Consider the following 16,842-nt stretch of genomic DNA (forward strand, 5'->3'; position numbering starts at 1 on the left):
TTTTTCGTTTCAAACTTTTCGTACTTAACCTTATTATGATGAACAAAACAGAACTCAGAAAAGAGATACGCAACCGTAAACGCCAATATACGCAAGAGCAGCTACAAGCACTTTCTGCGCCCATCATCGACCGTTTGCGCCACCACCCCAAACTCGTTGCAGCGAAAACAGTAATGCTCTACCATTCGTTGCCCGACGAAGTGTTCACCCATACCTTTGTAGACGAAATGGTGGAAGCAGGCAAAGACGTGCTGTTGCCAGTGGTTATCAGCGAAACGGAAATGGAAATACGACGCTACACAGGTGCCAAAGATATGGCTATGAGTTCGTTTCATATCTTAGAACCTATTGGCGAACTCTTTACCGACTACGACAGCATCGAGTTTATAGCCGTCCCTGGTATGAGTTTCGATGCCGACCGAAACCGTCTTGGTCGTGGAAAAGGCTATTACGACCGCTTCTTGAAACAGACTGGACAAGCTTACAAATTAGGCATTTGCTTCGATTTCCAAAAGCTCGATAGCATTCCTACCGACGAATACGACGAGAAAGTAGACGAGGTGCTTTAAGGATAAAGTAGACGGAATTTTACCTTTATTTTGTAAAGATAATTCCGTTGAAAAACGGTAATTGCGTTTTGGCATTGCGAAAGCGTAGGTTTTGCGATGCAAAAGAGCCGCTTTTACCGTGCAAAACCTACGCTTTTGGAATGCAAAACAATAGGTTTTGCAAAGCGTTGGTAATGAAACAGTTACACAATAGACACACTTGCGAAAAATGTTTACACATTTCTCACGTTCTTTGCACTTACAAAATAAGAAATATTGCTGTATTTTAAGTTTCAGTGCAGAGCCATTGTGGCAATTCTAAATTCTACAAATCGCCCTGTTTCAGTAGATGCGGACTTCTGAAATAACAAACGAACCAACGTGCTCGTTCAGTCGTTTTACCAATTGCGTGCGCATCATCGACAGGTCTTGACGCAAGGCTGGATTGCTTATTTTCACAAATAAGGTTTGGTTGCGAATGCTCTTTTCCTGCGTATATCGTGCCACCGTAGCACCTACAACCTCGTCCCAAGCAGCTAAAATACGCTTCTGAAGCAAAGGCGACTCGAGTCCACCATCGCGCAACGCCTTGCCAAGCACCTCCGATAAAGATTTTACCTTGCGTCTAAACATTAGCTGCACTCCTTTCCGTTACTTCGCCATTTTCAACCGAAAAAAGCTTGTAGTCAAAGCTATTGTTACCCAATATCTTGTCTAAATGGTCGCGGTTGGTGTCAGTAATGAATATCTGTCCGAAGCTATCGCCCGAAACCAACTTCACTATTTGCTCAACACGGTCGGCGTCTAACTTATCGAATATATCATCAAGCAACAGCAAGGGCGTCTTGTTGCCTGCTGCACGTTTCAGGAAATTGAACTGTGCGAGCTTCAACGCCAACACAAAGGTCTTGTTCTGTCCCTGACTTCCTTCACGCTTTATGGGAAAACCACCTAACGACATAACAAGGTCGTCCTTATGAATACCATGCAACGAATAGCCCATAATGCGGTCTTTCGCCCTGTCGCGCTGTATAACCTCCAACAAATCACCACGTTCGCCGTGCGAAACATACTGCAAAGAAACCTGTTCGCGGTTTTGCGAAATGGCTTGATAGATAGATTGGAACACGGGCACAAGTTGTTCGATAAAGGCTACACGCTTCTTGTAAATCTCTGTTCCGTACTCTGCCATCTGCATTTCCAAGAGTTCCAACAGCGTACTGTCGGGTTCTTCCTCTTGTTTCAGCAAGCTATTACGTTGCTGCAAAGCCTTGTTGTAGCGCGTAAGCGATTCTATGTAAGGGCGGTCGTACTGAGAAATAACAACGTCCATAAGGCGACGACGTTCCTCGCTCCCACCTTCGATAATCGAAATGTCGGACGGCGATACGAAGATTAAGGGTATCAGACCGATGTGTTCCGACAGTTTCTTGTATTCTTTCTTGTTCCGCTTGAAATGCTTTTTCGAGCCTCGCTTCATACTGCAATACACTTGCTCTCGGTCTTCCGCATTTGTTGTATAGTCGCCTTCCAATACAAAGAAGTCGCTACTATGGCACATAACCTCCGAATCTTTCGAATTAAAGGCACTTTTACAGAACGAAAGATAATACACGGCATCGAGCAAGTTGGTCTTACCTACTCCGTTATGTCCAATAAAACAGTTCAACTTAGCCGACAAATTGAGTGTTGCCGCTTCTATGTTCTTGTAATTTATAATTGAAAGCTTGTCTAATCGCATGTAGTTTCTGCAAGTTTTGTCTAACAACTTGGGCATACAAAGATACGGAAATTAATGCTTATAATGAAAAATGTGCCCACTTTTGTTTTAAAGAACAAAAAAAGAGTTGCCTTTCGACAACTCTTTTTTCTTAACAACCACTACCGTCTATATTGCACGACGGTGCGTCGCTCCTGTTCGGTTGCAAGCCCGCATCCTCTGCATTCAGCGTTACGGTGCCGTCTTCCAACACAAAACAAGGTATGCCTGCATAGCCTTTCGCACGCGCTTCTGCAAAAACAGGGTTGTTGTCGCGCAAGCGTAAAAACTCTTTCAGAAAGCGAACGTGCTCGCCAATATCTATTACTTCGTATCGGCTGTCGCCTTTTACCTGCTCATCTACTGCCACACAGTCTGGGCAAGTTTTCATTCCATATATCTTTATCATAGCTATCGTGTTTAATGATTGCAAATCTTGCTTGCATCTACTGTAAATTCATCGCTGTTGGAAGGCATGAACTTCCCTTTTTCCTCAAGGAAATCAACAAGTTCTTCAGCCGTCATTCCTTCCACAGAACAAGTGTGGAAACGTTCCTCTGTGCCGAATTTATCAACAATTGCTTTTACTAAACTTTCCTTTGTGCTATAACTGTTGCCCTCCATCATGTGGAGAACATCGTGTCCATGTGCCATTTTCGTATCCTTTCTTTTAATTTGTTGCGTCGCATAAAGCGACTTCGTTTTTCTTAATTACTTTATAAAACACAGAACGAGGAATATCATTGCTGAAATTCCTCGTCCGCTTTGGGTGGACGGTGGGACTCGAACCCACGACATTCAGAACCACAATCTGACGCTCTAACCAACTGAACTACGCCCACCATGTTTTTGTTTGCTTTTCAAAAGCGAGTGCAAAGGTAGGAATTTTATTTATTTTACCCAAATAAAATCCGTACTTTTTTATTTCGTTTTATTACTTTGCAGGAGTTGCAGGAGTCTTAGCGGCTTCGCCTTGTGCTGCTGGAGCAGCTTGCTTTTGCTGACTTGCACCGAAGTTAGGCAAGTTGTTTGGATTGGTAGCACTACCTTCTGTTGCAGCCTTTTCAATTACACTTTGCTCTGTTACAGCCTGTGGTACAACGTAAGCAGTTGCAATGCTGACAACAACCATAAAGATTGCACAGCCCCAAGTTACTTTTTCAATAAAGTCGGTTGTCTTGCGAACGCCCATAATAGCGTTTGAAGATGAGAAGTTTGATGAAAGGCCGCCACCTTTAGACTCTTGAATTAGAACTACTCCAATCATAAGAATGGCTGCAATAACGATAAGTACTACTAAAAGCGTATACATTTCTTGTGCTATTTTTTATTATTGTTTATTATCAATTTCTCCAAAAATCGGATTTGGTCTGCAAAGTAACGATTTTTTTTCGGATATACCAAATTTAATCGCTGAATTATTTCCAATGCCTTAGAATATCTGCCTTGTTTTATGTAAATTCGTGCTAAAGTTTCGGTGAAATATCCATTTTCCTCTATTTCTACTTCTTCTGCACTGCTTTCTTCTGTGGCTTCGGGTTCGTATTCTGTATCTTCCTGCAAAACGATTTTACCGCCTTCATTATAGATAAAGTCGTCTATCAGACTTTGTCCGCGCAGTTCGGGTACTGTCTTTTCTTTCTTTTCCTGCTTTTCCGACTGCATTAGGAAGGCTACATAGTCTACTGTTGCATCGGCAGGGGTAGGCTTTCGCCCACTGTCAGCAGCCTCCTCAACATCTTTCGGAATTTGTTCGAGAAAACTGTCAATAAGCGAAACGGTTCTGTTGGCTTCTGTTTTCGGAGCCGTTTCTTCTTTCGAGGCAGTCGGTGCAGCTTCTTGGGCAACCGATGTGCGCAGCTGATAATGAGCAGACTCTACAAGGTCGAAGAGTATTCTACGGTCGGTGATGTAGATGGCAGCGCGCCGCAACTCCTCGTCGAACGTAGAATCGTGCAGCAGAAACAGGTTCTTCAGGAGCAAAACCCGTGCTGGCTGATAGAACGGATAGAGCGCAATAAGACTTCGGAGGTCGTATAACGTCTCCTTGTTCAGGTCTTCGGGGTGATTAAAATAATGTGCTATATCCATATTATTGTTTTCTTTACAATGCTGTAACGATTGTTTTTACCAATTGGCAACGGTTGCATTGAATATCTGGTCGGTAAGGTCTTTCACCATTTGCTCTACCAACTCTTCCTGCACAGAGTTCAAACTCTTTGTGGTATCGTAGCTGGCAGATGCCGTAAACTGCCTTTCAAAATCTTCGCTATGGTTGCTGTTGTTCGTGAAACGCACGTTCACGGTGATAGAAAGTTCAGTTTGAGCCGAATAGCCCTCGCTCGAAACACTCTTGTTGCGCTGCTGATACTGTGTTATTTCGCCCTCAATCTTCAAGTCGCCATTGCGTTTCACCTGCTCCAAGCGGGTATGATTGGCAAAGACATCTTTCAGTTTGTTGTTGAACATAGGTCCCATTGGTCCCCACACATAAGCAGAACGAATTGGAAAATCGGCTATCTGAATGCTGCGCACCTTGCTGTAATCGATGCTTGCGCCATTGAATTTATAGCTCACCGAACAAGCAGTAAGACACATCAGTGCCACCACTATATATATAAGGTGTATTTTTCTTGTTTTATTTACTATCCAAGCCATATTGCTTAATTCGTCTGTAAAGCGTTCTGTCGCTGATACCTAACTCCTGTGCAGCCTTCTTTCGGTTGCCGTTGTTGCGTTCTAAAGCCTTCTCAACCATCTGTCTGCCCACATCGCTGAGGTTCAAGACTTCGGGTTCTGATATTTCTTCGGCTTCTGCAAACTCTATCAAGCTGTCGGAAGCAGGGCTTTCTGCAACAGCGTGTTTGGCAGGAACGGGCATCGCCTCGTGATGTTTCTCGGGCAAAGGCTCAAATCCTCTCGCTCCGTTCAACGCACGTGTTTCTTCCAATTGCTTGCGAACTGTGTTTAAGTCGCGGCGCAGGTCGCTCACATTGCCACGCAGCTCGTAAAGTATCTGATACAGTATGTCGCGCTCGCTTTCGTAGCTATGCTTTCCACCTTTTTCAATAATGGCAAGCTGTGTGCTATCGGGGTCGCGCGGAATAAAGTCGGTCAGCATATCTGCCGTTATCTCACGCTGCTCGCTCAACACCGACATTTGCTCGGTAATGTTCTTCAGCTGTCGCACGTTTCCTGGCCATTTGTAGTGCAACATTATTTGTTTTGCATCGTCGGTCAGTGTTATTTTGGGCAAGCGATACTTCTCTGCCATTTGCATAGCAAAGAGCCTGAACAGCAAAAGAATATCTTCGCCACGGTCGCGAAGCGGCGGCATCTGGACAGGAATGGTGTTCAGACGGTAAAACAGGTCTTCACGAAACTTTCCTTCGCTCACCGCCTTGCGCATATTAACGTTGGTTGCAGCCACTATGCGCACATCGGTCTTGCGCACTTCCTGCCCTCCTACACGAATGTATTCGCCTGTTTCCAACACACGCAATAGCTTGGCTTGCGTTGCCAAAGGCAGTTCGCCCACTTCGTCGAGGAAGATTGTGCCTTTGTTTGCGGTGCCGAAATAGCCGTCGCTTTCGCCAATGGCACCCGTAAACGAGCCTTTTTCGTGTCCAAAGAGTTCGCTGTCAATCGTTCCTTCGGGTATGGAGCCGCAGTTGATGGCAAAGTATTTTTCCCGCTTTCGTGGTGAATTGTCGTGAATGACGCGGGGAATAATTTCCTTACCCACACCGCTTTCTCCAACGATAAGTACGGATAGGTCGGTTGGTGCAACCTGCAACGACACGTCTAAAGCTCGGTTCAGTGCTTTGCAGTTGCCCACTATGTTGTAACGCTGTTTTATGCGTTGAAGTTCTGTATTGTTCATTTGGCTGACAAATTTACCTATTTATTTTTAAAAGTCTGCAATTTTGGCAGAGTTTAACAAACACTAATAGTTTTCTTTTGACTTACCAGAAACCCCTACGAATATACCTGCGCTTCTCCCATAATACAGAAAAACTGACGGAAGGTTTCGCTCTGACTTTGTAAAGATAATTCCGTTAAAAAGTGATAACTGCGCTTTGACATTGCGAAAGCGTAGGTTTTGCGATGCAAAACAGCCGCTTTTACCGTGCAAAACCTACGCTTTTGGAACGCAAAACAATAGGTTTTACAAAACGTTGATAATAAAGCAGTTACGCAAAAGATATTGTTATGAAAAATATTTACATATCTTTCGCCTTTTCTCACCTATTTAATAAGGTCTTTTGCTATGCTTCAAGTTTCAGCAAACAGCAATAATTCTGAAAACATTGCTCTTTATCTAAAAACTTTTGATTAACTTTGTAGCATGAAGATAAAGGTTAATTGGAAAATGTTTTTAGTGTTCTTCGTCGTCATCGGAGGACTCTATTATATTACACAGAACTTTTGGATAACCGCAGGCATTATGGTTATCTTGTTGCTTATTGACGGCTTCTTGCGCGAGTACGACTTTAAAAAACGAGGCGAAAAACAAGCAGAGGAAATTTTAAAAGGCCTCGAAGAAGACGACAACGAAGACGATAACGACGAAAAGGAAGATACAAAGTAATGGAAAAACTCGTAGAACTATACAAGCAATGGGCAGGCAACGCTCCTGCAAACATAGAAAAAATGGCTGGTGCAGGCAGCAACCGAACCTACTATCGCTTTACTGACGACAAGGGGAAATCGGTGATTGGCGTTATCGGCACGAGTCGGGACGAGAACCACGCCTTTATTTATCTTGCCAAACACTTCGCACAACGACAACTGCCTGTACCACATATACTTGCTGTTTCTAAAGACGAAACACGCTATTTACAAACCGATTTGGGCGTAACATCGCTTTTCGATGCCATTCGGGGCGGACGCGAAGCAGGCGGTCGCTACAATCTTGCAGAGCAGGAATTGCTGCGCAAGACGATAAAAGAACTGCCCAACTTCCAACTTCGTGGTTCACGTGGGCTGGATTACAGCTATTGCTATCCGCAAGCCGAGTTCAACGAAGAAACCGTTCTCTTCGATTTGAACTACTTTAAATATTGTTTCCTGAAAGCCACAGAGCTTGACTTTCACGAGTTAAAGTTACAGGCTAACTTCCGAATGTTTGCAAAAGACCTTACATCGGAGAAGATGGACGCCTTTCTTTATCGCGATTTCCAAGCACGCAATATTATGCTCGATGCCAACGGAAAGCCACAATTCATTGATTTCCAAGGCGGACGGAAAGGTCCTTACTACTACGACCTTGCTTCGTTTCTGTGGCAGGCAAGTGCAAAATATCCGTTCAAACTGCGTCGCGAATTGGTTTTCGAGTATTATAACAGTCTGAAGCATTTTACCGAAGTGCCATCGAAACGCCATTTTGTAAACCGTCTTTCGCTGTTTGTACTCTTCCGTTTGCTGCAAGTGTTGGGCGCATACGGTTTCCGTGGCTATTTTGAACGCAAGAAACACTTTATCGATTCCATTCCGCCTGCCATTCAGAACCTCCGCGATGTATTGAGTTTGGGCGAGAAAGTGTTCCCTTATCCGTATATGCTGGATATGTTGAAAAGGCTGACACAGCTACCACAGTTCGCTCATATCGAACAACCTGCAAAGAACAGAACCGACGGTTACAAGGTTGCCGAGAAAGATGTGTACAAGGCAAACCCATTGGACGGTCCCGCAACCTTCTCTAAGTACGACGGAAAAGGCCCTTTGGTGGTGCGAGTGTTTAGCTTTTCGTTCAAAAACGGTATTCCTGAAGACACTTCGGGCAATGGCGGAGGCTATGTTTTCGACTGTCGCAGCACGCACAATCCCGGTCGTTACGAACCTTATAAAAAGATTACGGGACTCGACGAGTCGGTTATTCGCTTCTTGGAAGACGACGGCGAAATCTTGGAATTTCTTCGTCCAGTCTACAAACTCGCCGAGCATCACGTGGAACGTTATATGCAACGTGGCTTCACCGACCTTATGTTCTCGTTCGGTTGCACGGGCGGACAGCACCGTTCCGTATACAGTGCACAGCATTTAGCAGAATATTTAAACCGAAAATATGGTATCGAAGTGCGCATTACGCACCGAGAGCAAGGCATAGAACAGGTATTGGAAGCCAATCCAAAAGAAACTTAGAGGAATACATTTCCTTTCTTTGGTACTTTAAAACTACCCTCAAGGTTATATGTTTATTTCTTTGCTGTCTGAAATTTAATTAGTAAATTTGCACGCATTAAAAGCAGTAGACAATGCAATCAATGATATTTGCCGCTGGACTTGGCACACGTCTGAAACCTCTGACCGACAGAATGCCCAAAGCATTGGTTAGGGTTGGGGGCAAACCGCTTATAGAACACGTCGTCAGACAATTGGTTGCGGCGGGCAGCCAACGTGTGGTTGTGAATGTACACCACTTTGCCAATCAAATCATTGAATACTTACAGCAAAACGATTTCGGCACAGACATTCGCATTTCCAACGAATCGGAAATGCTGCTCGATACAGGAGGCGGAATAAAAAAAGCAGTATCGCTTTTCAATACCAACGAACCTGTACTCATTCACAACGTAGATATATTAAGTAATGTAGACTTACGCGCACTATACGATTACGCTTGCGAAGCAGAAACAACACAAAAGGCTGACGCCGTACTACTTGTAAGTCCACGAAAAACAAAGCGTTATCTTATCTTCGACAAAGCTATGCGCTTGGTAGGTTGGACTAACACAGATACAGGAGAAGTAAAATCGCCTTACAAAATCTTACATAATCTTACCTTCACGCAGCCTTACAACGACACCAATGCAGCCAACGAGCAACACGGTTACACGCTTTTTGCTTTCTCTGGAATACACATTGTTGGCAGAAAAGTATTTGAAACAATGAACGAATGTCCCGAGAAGTTCCCCATAATGGACTTTTATCTGAAGTATGCAAAGGACTTACACTTCGTCGGAAAGGTGAAAAACGACCTTAAACTTATGGACGTTGGCAAGTTGGATACGCTCTCCGAAGCTGACGCCTTTGCACAACAATTAGGCTATTAGGCAATAACGACAACGAAAGAACAGAAAAAACAACAACATACAGAATATGCAAAAAATCATCATCTTGGATTTCGGCTCACAGACAACCCAGCTAATTGGTCGCCGATTGCGTGAATTAGACACGTTCTGTGAAATTCTTCCATACAACAAGTTCCCTAAGGACGACCCATCGGTGATTGGCGTTATCCTTTCAGGTTCGCCCTATTCGGTTCACGACCCAGAGGCGTTCCAAGTGGATTTAAGCCAGTTTGTGGGCAAAGTTCCTGTACTTGGCATTTGCTACGGTGCACAATACATTTCGCATAAGAACGGTGGCAAGGTAGAACAAACAGGTACTCGTGAGTATGGACGTGCCAACTTGGCAACCGTTGATACAGATAATCCATTGTTCCGCGGCTTCGACAAGAACTCGCAAGTATGGATGAGCCACGGCGATACCATTACCGCCATTCCTTCCGACTGCAAGATTATTGCCTCTACAAGCGACGTTAAGTTTGCTGCTTACGCCTCAACAACACAGCCTTTGTGGGCAGTTCAGTTCCACCCAGAGGTGTTCCACAGCTTGCAAGGCAAAACTCTTTTGAAGAATTTCGTAGTAGATATTTGCGGCAGTAAGCAAGAATGGAGTCCTGCTTCGTATGTGGAAACAACCGTGAAAGAACTGAAAGAGCAGTTAGGAAACGACCGCGTGATACTCGGACTATCGGGTGGCGTTGATTCATCGGTATGTGCAACCCTGCTCAATCGTGCCATTGGTAAGAACCTTACCTGCATTTTTGTAGACCACGGCATGCTCCGCAAGAACGAGTTTACGAAGGTTATGGAGGCTTACGAGGGATTAGGACTGAACGTTATCGGCATCGATGCGTCAGAGAAGTTCTTTACCGACCTCGCAGGAGTTACCGACCCAGAGCAGAAGCGCAAGATTATCGGTCGCGATTTCGTAGAAGTTTTCAATGCCGAAGCTAAGAAAATAACCGATGCAAAGTGGTTGGCACAAGGCACAATCTACCCCGACCGCATCGAAAGTCTAAGCATTACAGGAATGGTTATCAAGAGTCACCACAACGTGGGCGGCCTTCCAGAGGAAATGGACTTGAAGCTTTGCGAGCCATTACAATGGTTGTTCAAAGACGAAGTACGCCGTGTGGGCTACGAGTTGGGTATGCCCGAACACCTCATCAAGCGTCACCCATTCCCAGGACCTGGCTTGGCAGTGCGCATTCTTGGCGATATTACCCGCGAGAAAGTGCGTATTCTCCAAGAAGCAGACGATATTTACATCGAAAATATGCACAACTATGTTTGCGAAGACGGCGAAGTGCTTTACGATAAGATATGGCAAGCAGGCACCGTACTTTTGTCTACAATCCGCAGCGTAGGCGTTATGGGCGACGAACGCACCTACGAGCACCCCGTTGCCTTGCGTGCCGTAACCAGCACCGATGCAATGTCAGCCGACTGGGCACAACTCCCTTACGACTTTATGGCAAAGGTTTCAAACGAAATCATCAATAAAGTAAAGGGCGTGAACCGCGTTTGCTACGATATTTCTTCAAAGCCACCCGCAACCATTGAGTGGGAATAAAACACAATGAAAATAAAGGTGAAGCAGTAGAAACCTCAGTGGGAATAATCCATTTTATGGACGAAAAGAAGTCCATAAAACCGTAAACAATTTTCGTAAGAGTTTCTATTGCATAACAAACTCGCTATCAATGCATTACAAAACCTATTGTTTTGCATTCCAAAAGCGGCTCTTTTGCACGGTCAAAGCGTAGGTTTTGCGTTGCAAAAGAGCCGCTTTCGCAATGCCAAAACGCAATTACCATTTTTCAACGAAATTATCTTTACAAAACCAAAGGTGTTTTCAGCATCAGTTTTAAGCAAGAAAAAGGAAATCAATGCTATCAATAATATTCTATAGAAACAATAAAGGCGCATCGAAAACGATGCGCCTTTATTGTTTCAGTTTACCCTCTCAAGAGGCTATATCCATTACTTGTTCTTCAACAAATCGCGAATTTCGCCAAGCAATTTTTCTTCGTTAGAAGGCTCTGCAGGTGCAGCTGGTTCTTCTTCCTTCTTCTTTGAAAGGCTGTTCATACCCTTAATCATTGCAAAGATACAAACTGCGATAATAAGGAAGTCGATGACATTCTGAATGAACATACCATACTTAACTTCAGCATCGCCTACCATTATGCTCACTTTGCTAAAGTCTACGCCACCTGTCAGCACACCGATAATCGGCATCATAACATCGTCTACCAACGAAGATACAATCTTTCCAAACGCGCCACCAATGATAACACCGACAGCCATGTCCATTACGTTACCACGCATGGCAAATTCCTTGAACTCTTTAATAAAAGCCATAAGATAAAATTTTAATCAATGCTGCAAGAAAACCTACAATCTTTTTCAATTAACATAAGTCAAGTTATCCTACCAACACATCTTTATTTAATAATGTTTAATACTCTTTTCGGTTGCAAATATAAGAACTTTTTTGTAACTTTGCATACGAAGAGATAAAAAATATTACTTTTCTCTTGAAATAAACTTATAGGTAATATAGTATTCACTTTAAATAAAGACAAATGATTAAAATTGGTATTAACGGATTTGGCCGTATCGGTCGTTTCGTATTCCGCGCAAGTCTTGAAGAGGCAAACGCTAAAGACGTAGTTGTAGTTGGTATTAACGACCTCTGCCCAGTTGATTATCTTGCTTACATGTTGAAGTACGACACTATGCACGGTATTTTCAATGGTACTATCGAAGCTGATGTTGAAAAGTCTCAGCTCATCGTAAACGGTAACGTTATCCGTGTAACTGCAGAGCGTAACCCTGCTGACTTGAAGTGGGACGAAATCGGTGCAGAGTACGTTGTAGAGTCTACTGGTCTCTTCCTTACAAAGGAAAAGTCTCAAGCTCACATCGAAGCTGGTGCTAAGTACGTTGTTATGTCTGCTCCTTCAAAGGACGACACCCCAATGTTCGTTTGCGGTGTAAACCACGAAAAATATGTAAAGGGAACTCAGTTCGTTTCTAACGCATCTTGCACAACAAACTGTTTGGCTCCTATCGCTAAGGTATTGAACGACAAGTTTGGTATCACAGACGGTTTGATGACTACCGTTCACTCTACAACAGCTACACAGAAAACTGTAGACGGTCCTTCTTTGAAGGATTGGCGTGGCGGTCGTGCTGCTTCAGGCAACATCATTCCTTCTTCAACAGGTGCTGCAAAGGCAGTAGGCAAGGTAATTCCTGAACTCAACGGCAAGCTCACAGGTATGTCTATGCGCGTTCCTACATTGGACGTTTCAGTAGTAGACCTTACTGTAAACTTGGCTAAACCAGCTAAGTACGAAGAGATTTGCGCTGCCATGAAGGAAGCTTCTGAAGGCGAATTGAAGGGTATTCTCGGTTACACAGAAGATGCAGTGGTTTCTTCTGACTTCCTCGGCGACCCACGTACATCTATCTTCGACGCTAAGGCAGGTATCGCTTTGACAGACACATTCGTAAAAGTTGTATCTTGGTACGACAACGAAATTGGTTACTCACACAAGGTTGTAGAGTTGATTAAGCACATGGCAAAAGTTAATGGCTAATCTTCCAATTTCATAAGAAAACATATTAAAAAGCCATTCGGTTTATTGCCGAATGGCTTTTTTTTATTATTTTTGTGCAATAAAATGGAGAAGATGCTTACGATAATAGGACCAACGGCGAGCGGGAAAACCACTTTTGCCACTGCATTAGCTGCCACAATGGGAGCAGAAATAATCAGTGCCGACAGCCGTCAGGTGTATCGTCGTATGGACATCGGTACGGGTAAAGACCTTGCCGACTATGAGGTGAACGGCATAAAAGTGCCCTATCACCTGATTGATATTGCCGAACCAGGCACAAAATACAATCTTTTCCAGTATCAGCAGGATTTCCAAACCGCCTATGCCGACATTGCCAAGCGTGGAAAACCCATTATACTATGTGGCGGAACAGGACTTTACGTCGAGGCAGTGCTGAAGGGTTACGCTCTTTCGCCAGTTCCGCAGAACGATGCTCTGCGCGCTTCGTTGGCAGGAAAGTCGCTCGCCGAACTTACCGAAATTCTTTCTGCACTGAAAGCAAAGAACCATTCGGCAATGCACAACCGCACCGATGTTGATACAACCAACCGTGCCATTCGTGCCATTGAGATAGAAACCTACGAGCTGGAACACCCTACGCCCGACCGTTCGATGCCTGCTGTCGATTCGATAATTATCGGTGTAGACATCGACCGCGACGAACGCCGTCGCAAAATAAGCCGTCGCTTGAAGGCAAGGTTGGACGAAGGTATGGTCGACGAGGTGCGGGCACTGCTCGACTCGGGCATTCCTGCCGACGACCTCATCTACTATGGCTTGGAATATAAGTTCGTTACACAATACGTTATCGGCAAATTAAGCTACGACGAAATGTACCACAACTTGGAAATAGCCATTCATCAGTTTGCCAAACGACAAATGACGTGGTTCAGAGGAATGGAGCGACGTGGGTTCTGCATTCATTGGATAGATGCTGCAACACCACTGAACGAAAAGATTGCACACGTCCAGACACTCATCGAAAAAGCATAAAAAACGGTTCAAACGAGATAATATATATGGTAGACGAAAAGAAATGGGGCATACTTTATTGCCCGAAAGGAGGATTGCTGAGCAGTCCACAAAAGCGTTGGGAACGTGTAGAGCGTTACCTTAAAGCACACAACATCGCTTTCGACATGATTCAGAGCGAAAGTTCGGCAGGTGTAGACCGTCTTATCCGTATGATGATAGGCAACGGCTACCGTACCATCGTTATCTTCGGTGGCGATTCGGCACTCAACGACACCGTCAATTGCCTGATGCAAGAGAAGAAAGAAGTGCGCGACAGCATCGTATTGGGCGTAATTCCCAATGGTGTTATGAACGACTTTGCCCATTTCTGGGGATTCGACGAAGACAATATCGAACAGACCATCGAGTGGTTGAAGGCACGCCGTGTGCGCAAAATAGACCTTGGCTGCATTCGTTACAAAAACCGAGAGGGCGAAGGCTGCCACCGCTATTTCCTTAATTGCATCAACATCGGACTTATTGCCACCATTATGAACCTTCGCCGCCGTACACGCAACCTGTTCGGTTCGCGCAGCCTTTCGTTCATATTCTCGTTCATTCTCTTGGCTTTCCAACGTTTGGACTTCCACATGCACATCAAAATAAATACAGACGAAATAAAGCGTAAGGTTATGACGGTCTGCTTAGGCAATGCCCTTGGCTACGGACAAACGCCCAACGCAGTGCCCTACAACGGACAATTAGATGTCTCGGTGGTGTACCACCCCGAAGTAACCCAACTGTTCGAAGGCATTTATCTCTTCCTGCGTGGCAAGTTCTTGAACCACAGAAGTGTGCACCCCTATCGCACACAAGAAGCCACAATACACGTAGAGCCACGCACGCTTATTGGCATAGACGGCAGACTGATGGCAAAAACGCCTGTCGGTCCATTTAAGGTAATGGTAGAAAAAGAGGTTATCAACTTCCTTATACCTGCATAGTTTATCGGTGTAGAGTCCTTGATTTTGCACTTATTGCTGTGCCATAGAACTTAAAGTACAGCAATATTTATTCATTCAATACGAGCAGAAAAAAGGCGAAAAAGGTGTAAATATTTTTCACAAGCATAATCGTTACGTAACTATCTTATTACCAACGCTTTGCAAAACCTATTGTTTTGCATTCCAAAAGCGGCTGTTTTGCACGGTAAAAGCGTAGGTTTTGCAGCGCAAAACAGCCGCTTTCGCAACGTCAAATCGAAATTATCGGTTTTTAAAGAAATTATCTTTACAAAACTGTCGCACTCATACTACCTTGCAATGGGATTTTCTTCATACAATCAAGGCGAAGATTTTCCACCCTTCCATTAGAAGATTTACCTTATAGAAAACAATGCGGGATTGCCTATTCAAAGACAATCCCGTAAATGTTTCTTGCTATATTAAAGTCTTGACAAACACCAATGCTTGCCTTCGCTCTTACTTCTTTGCAGCCTTTTTCGTTGTAGCTGCCTTTGTTTTCTTTGGTTTATCGCTCTTTTCGTATTGTTCTAACTTTGCCCGCAGCTTGTCGTTTTCATTCGCCAGCTTCTCTGCTTTGGCTTTCAACAACACTTTTTCCTTCTCTTTTGTCTCTATTTCGCTCGCCTGATTGCGTATTGCAGTCAGCAGAGCGTTCAGTTCTTCGTTGTCTATATCGGCAGGATAAAGCGCATCTACACGACTGATAAAGTCGCCCAAAATATTCATATAGTTGGTGAAAGCATCGAACGGCGTACTGTAAATGCCACGGTCTACACCCACAGGCACAGGCTTTGTGCTCATTGCACTGAAATTGTCGCTCGCCTGCAGATAGTCCCAGTCCTGATTAATACGCGAATCGTTGGCAATGCGCACTCTGTCGGCGATGCTATACAGCTTATTGAACGCCTCGCGCTGCATAGAGTTTCCAAGCCACGTACTAACGTCGCGTTCCTCGTCGCGCCAACTTAACGGATAAGGAACAGAAAGCTCTCCCACACTCTTGGCACGTTCGCAAATCTCCGTAGGGGTAGAGAAACTTATGCCACGCTGGCGGGCACATTCGGGCAAAGCCTTGAAAAACTCAAGTATATTGCTGTGCAAGGGCTGCTCAATGCCCAATGCGGTAAGGTTCATAAAGATGCCGTAGATTTGCTCTTCGTCGGGTTGCGATGCTATCTTGTTGATGTAGTCGTCGGCAAACAGTGGGTATCCCTCCCACTCCGAGTTGTTGAAGCGGAGCGATATATCGTCGCTCAGGGCTACGTCGCGCAAGATAAGCTTCAGCTGTGGTGCAAGTGCGCAATGGTAAAGATAATGAGGGCTCTTCCAACCCAATACGTGTTTTGCGCCTTCGGTTATCATTCCCTTGAACTTCATCTCGGCAGCCATTCGTCCAATCTCGTCGCTGTAAATAAGCGAAGAGTTGCGCAATACCTTCGGTGTGTAGTCGAAATACTCCTTAATCTTCTTGCTCAGTCGTTTCACTTCTGCCTTGAAGCTGTCTTCATTGCCTAATGCAGCCAAGCCGTGCGAATAGGGTTCGGCAAGAAATTCCACACAACCTGTCTTGGCAAGTTCCTGTATTTTCTCTATCACTTCGGGGGCATACTGCTCCAAACTCTCTATACCCACACCCGAAAGGCAGAGTGCTACCTTGAAGTAACCGTTGCTGTCTTTTATCATTTGCAGCAGTGTGTCGAGGGCAGGTATATAGCTGCGTTGCACAATATCGGTAATGCTGCGTTCGTTTTCGTAATCGTCGTAATAATAATGGTCTGTGCCAATATCGAAGAAACGATAACGACGCAAGTGAATAATTTGATGTATCTCGAAGTATAAGCAAATTGTTTTCATTGT

General features: G+C 44.5%; 20 protein-coding genes and 1 tRNA gene. 10 read left to right on the forward strand and 11 right to left on the reverse strand.

The features are described 5' to 3' along the window. Nucleotides 1-35 precede the first annotated feature (35 nt). Complete coding sequence (locus BWX39_RS06870; protein WP_028905038.1) at nucleotides 36-569, forward strand: 5-formyltetrahydrofolate cyclo-ligase; 534 nt, start codon at nucleotides 36-38, stop codon at nucleotides 567-569. A gap of 321 nt (nucleotides 570-890) precedes the next feature. On the opposite strand, the gene BWX39_RS06875 is transcribed toward BWX39_RS06870, so the two are convergent. The 9 genes from BWX39_RS06875 to BWX39_RS06915 form a co-directional block, all read right to left on the reverse strand. After that, entirely contained in the window at nucleotides 891-1,181 is a 291-nt protein-coding gene (locus tag BWX39_RS06875; RefSeq protein ID WP_028905039.1) for a DciA family protein, read from the reverse strand. After that, nucleotides 1,174-2,289 carry a DNA replication/repair protein RecF gene (gene recF / locus BWX39_RS06880; protein WP_028905040.1) on the reverse strand — a complete coding sequence of 372 codons (1,116 nt, stop codon included), beginning with the start codon at nucleotides 2,287-2,289 and terminating at the stop codon, nucleotides 1,174-1,176. The genes BWX39_RS06875 and recF overlap by 8 nt, the downstream gene beginning before the upstream one ends. Before the next feature lie 130 nt (nucleotides 2,290-2,419). Then, on the reverse strand, nucleotides 2,420-2,716 hold the full coding sequence (locus tag BWX39_RS06885; RefSeq protein WP_028905041.1) for a hypothetical protein: 297 nt from the start codon (nucleotides 2,714-2,716) through the stop codon (nucleotides 2,420-2,422). Between the two features lie 11 nt (nucleotides 2,717-2,727). Beyond that, entirely contained in the window at nucleotides 2,728-2,961 is a 234-nt protein-coding gene (locus tag BWX39_RS06890) for a YecH family metal-binding protein (RefSeq protein ID WP_014709835.1), read from the reverse strand. A 114-nt stretch (nucleotides 2,962-3,075) separates the two neighbouring features. Continuing rightward, nucleotides 3,076-3,149 (reverse strand) — tRNA-His (locus BWX39_RS06895). 92 nt (nucleotides 3,150-3,241) lie between these two features. Beyond that, the gene (gene secG / locus BWX39_RS06900; RefSeq protein ID WP_028905042.1) at nucleotides 3,242-3,619 is read right to left on the reverse strand and encodes a preprotein translocase subunit SecG; all 378 of its coding nucleotides are present in this window, start codon (nucleotides 3,617-3,619) and stop codon (nucleotides 3,242-3,244) included. An 8-nt stretch (nucleotides 3,620-3,627) separates the two neighbouring features. Next, nucleotides 3,628-4,398: a hypothetical protein gene (locus BWX39_RS06905; RefSeq protein ID WP_028905043.1), complete on the reverse strand. Its 771-nt coding sequence runs from the start codon at nucleotides 4,396-4,398 to the stop codon at nucleotides 3,628-3,630. A gap of 36 nt (nucleotides 4,399-4,434) precedes the next feature. Next, nucleotides 4,435-4,965 (reverse strand): LptE family protein, encoded by a 531-nt coding sequence (locus BWX39_RS06910; RefSeq protein ID WP_014709832.1) that lies wholly within the window; start codon nucleotides 4,963-4,965, stop codon nucleotides 4,435-4,437. Beyond that, a complete protein-coding gene (locus BWX39_RS06915) occupies nucleotides 4,946-6,190 on the reverse strand; it encodes a sigma-54 interaction domain-containing protein (RefSeq protein ID WP_028905044.1) in 1,245 nt (414 codons plus the stop codon). Before BWX39_RS06915 ends, BWX39_RS06910 begins: the two co-directional genes overlap by 20 nt. Nucleotides 6,191-6,655: 465 nt before the next feature. Between BWX39_RS06915 and BWX39_RS06925 the strand changes: the two genes are divergently transcribed. From BWX39_RS06925 to BWX39_RS12490, 5 genes are all read left to right on the forward strand, one after another. After that, nucleotides 6,656-6,898, forward strand: a complete 243-nt coding sequence (locus BWX39_RS06925; RefSeq protein ID WP_028905045.1) for a hypothetical protein — start codon at nucleotides 6,656-6,658, stop codon at nucleotides 6,896-6,898. Beyond that, nucleotides 6,898-8,451, forward strand: a complete 1,554-nt coding sequence (locus tag BWX39_RS06930) for a RapZ C-terminal domain-containing protein (RefSeq protein ID WP_028905046.1) — start codon at nucleotides 6,898-6,900, stop codon at nucleotides 8,449-8,451. The genes BWX39_RS06925 and BWX39_RS06930 overlap by 1 nt, the downstream gene beginning before the upstream one ends. Nucleotides 8,452-8,564: 113 nt before the next feature. Next, nucleotides 8,565-9,362, forward strand: a complete 798-nt coding sequence (locus tag BWX39_RS06935; RefSeq protein ID WP_028905047.1) for a nucleotidyltransferase family protein — start codon at nucleotides 8,565-8,567, stop codon at nucleotides 9,360-9,362. 46 nt (nucleotides 9,363-9,408) lie between these two features. After that, entirely contained in the window at nucleotides 9,409-10,950 is a 1,542-nt protein-coding gene (gene guaA / locus BWX39_RS06940; protein ID WP_028905048.1) for a glutamine-hydrolyzing GMP synthase, read from the forward strand. A 108-nt stretch (nucleotides 10,951-11,058) separates the two neighbouring features. Next, a complete protein-coding gene (locus tag BWX39_RS12490) occupies nucleotides 11,059-11,289 on the forward strand; it encodes a hypothetical protein (RefSeq protein WP_076123297.1) in 231 nt (76 codons plus the stop codon). 71 nt (nucleotides 11,290-11,360) lie between these two features. On the opposite strand, the gene mscL is transcribed toward BWX39_RS12490, so the two are convergent. Then, nucleotides 11,361-11,741, reverse strand: a complete 381-nt coding sequence (gene mscL, locus BWX39_RS06950) for a large-conductance mechanosensitive channel protein MscL (protein WP_028905049.1) — start codon at nucleotides 11,739-11,741, stop codon at nucleotides 11,361-11,363. Nucleotides 11,742-11,965: 224 nt separating this feature from the next. Between mscL and gap the strand changes: the two genes are divergently transcribed. From gap to BWX39_RS12825, 4 genes are all read left to right on the forward strand, one after another. After that, nucleotides 11,966-12,985, forward strand: a complete 1,020-nt coding sequence (gene gap / locus BWX39_RS06955; RefSeq protein ID WP_028905050.1) for a type I glyceraldehyde-3-phosphate dehydrogenase — start codon at nucleotides 11,966-11,968, stop codon at nucleotides 12,983-12,985. 84 nt (nucleotides 12,986-13,069) lie between these two features. Next, nucleotides 13,070-13,999 (forward strand): tRNA (adenosine(37)-N6)-dimethylallyltransferase MiaA, encoded by a 930-nt coding sequence (gene miaA / locus BWX39_RS06960; RefSeq protein ID WP_028905051.1) that lies wholly within the window; start codon nucleotides 13,070-13,072, stop codon nucleotides 13,997-13,999. A gap of 26 nt (nucleotides 14,000-14,025) precedes the next feature. Then, complete coding sequence (locus BWX39_RS06965; protein WP_028905052.1) at nucleotides 14,026-14,964, forward strand: diacylglycerol/lipid kinase family protein; 939 nt, start codon at nucleotides 14,026-14,028, stop codon at nucleotides 14,962-14,964. A gap of 147 nt (nucleotides 14,965-15,111) precedes the next feature. Beyond that, nucleotides 15,112-15,333: a hypothetical protein gene (locus BWX39_RS12825; protein WP_076123306.1), complete on the forward strand. Its 222-nt coding sequence runs from the start codon at nucleotides 15,112-15,114 to the stop codon at nucleotides 15,331-15,333. Nucleotides 15,334-15,441: 108 nt separating this feature from the next. Here BWX39_RS12825 and BWX39_RS06975 read toward each other — a convergent pair whose 3' ends face one another. Then, on the reverse strand, nucleotides 15,442-16,839 hold the full coding sequence (locus tag BWX39_RS06975) for a glycoside hydrolase family 57 protein (RefSeq protein WP_028905053.1): 1,398 nt from the start codon (nucleotides 16,837-16,839) through the stop codon (nucleotides 15,442-15,444). Nucleotides 16,840-16,842 lie beyond the last annotated feature (3 nt).

The sequence above is a fragment of the Prevotella intermedia ATCC 25611 = DSM 20706 genome, from assembly GCF_001953955.1.
GTDB classification, from domain to species: Bacteria; Bacteroidota; Bacteroidia; order Bacteroidales; family Bacteroidaceae; genus Prevotella; species Prevotella intermedia.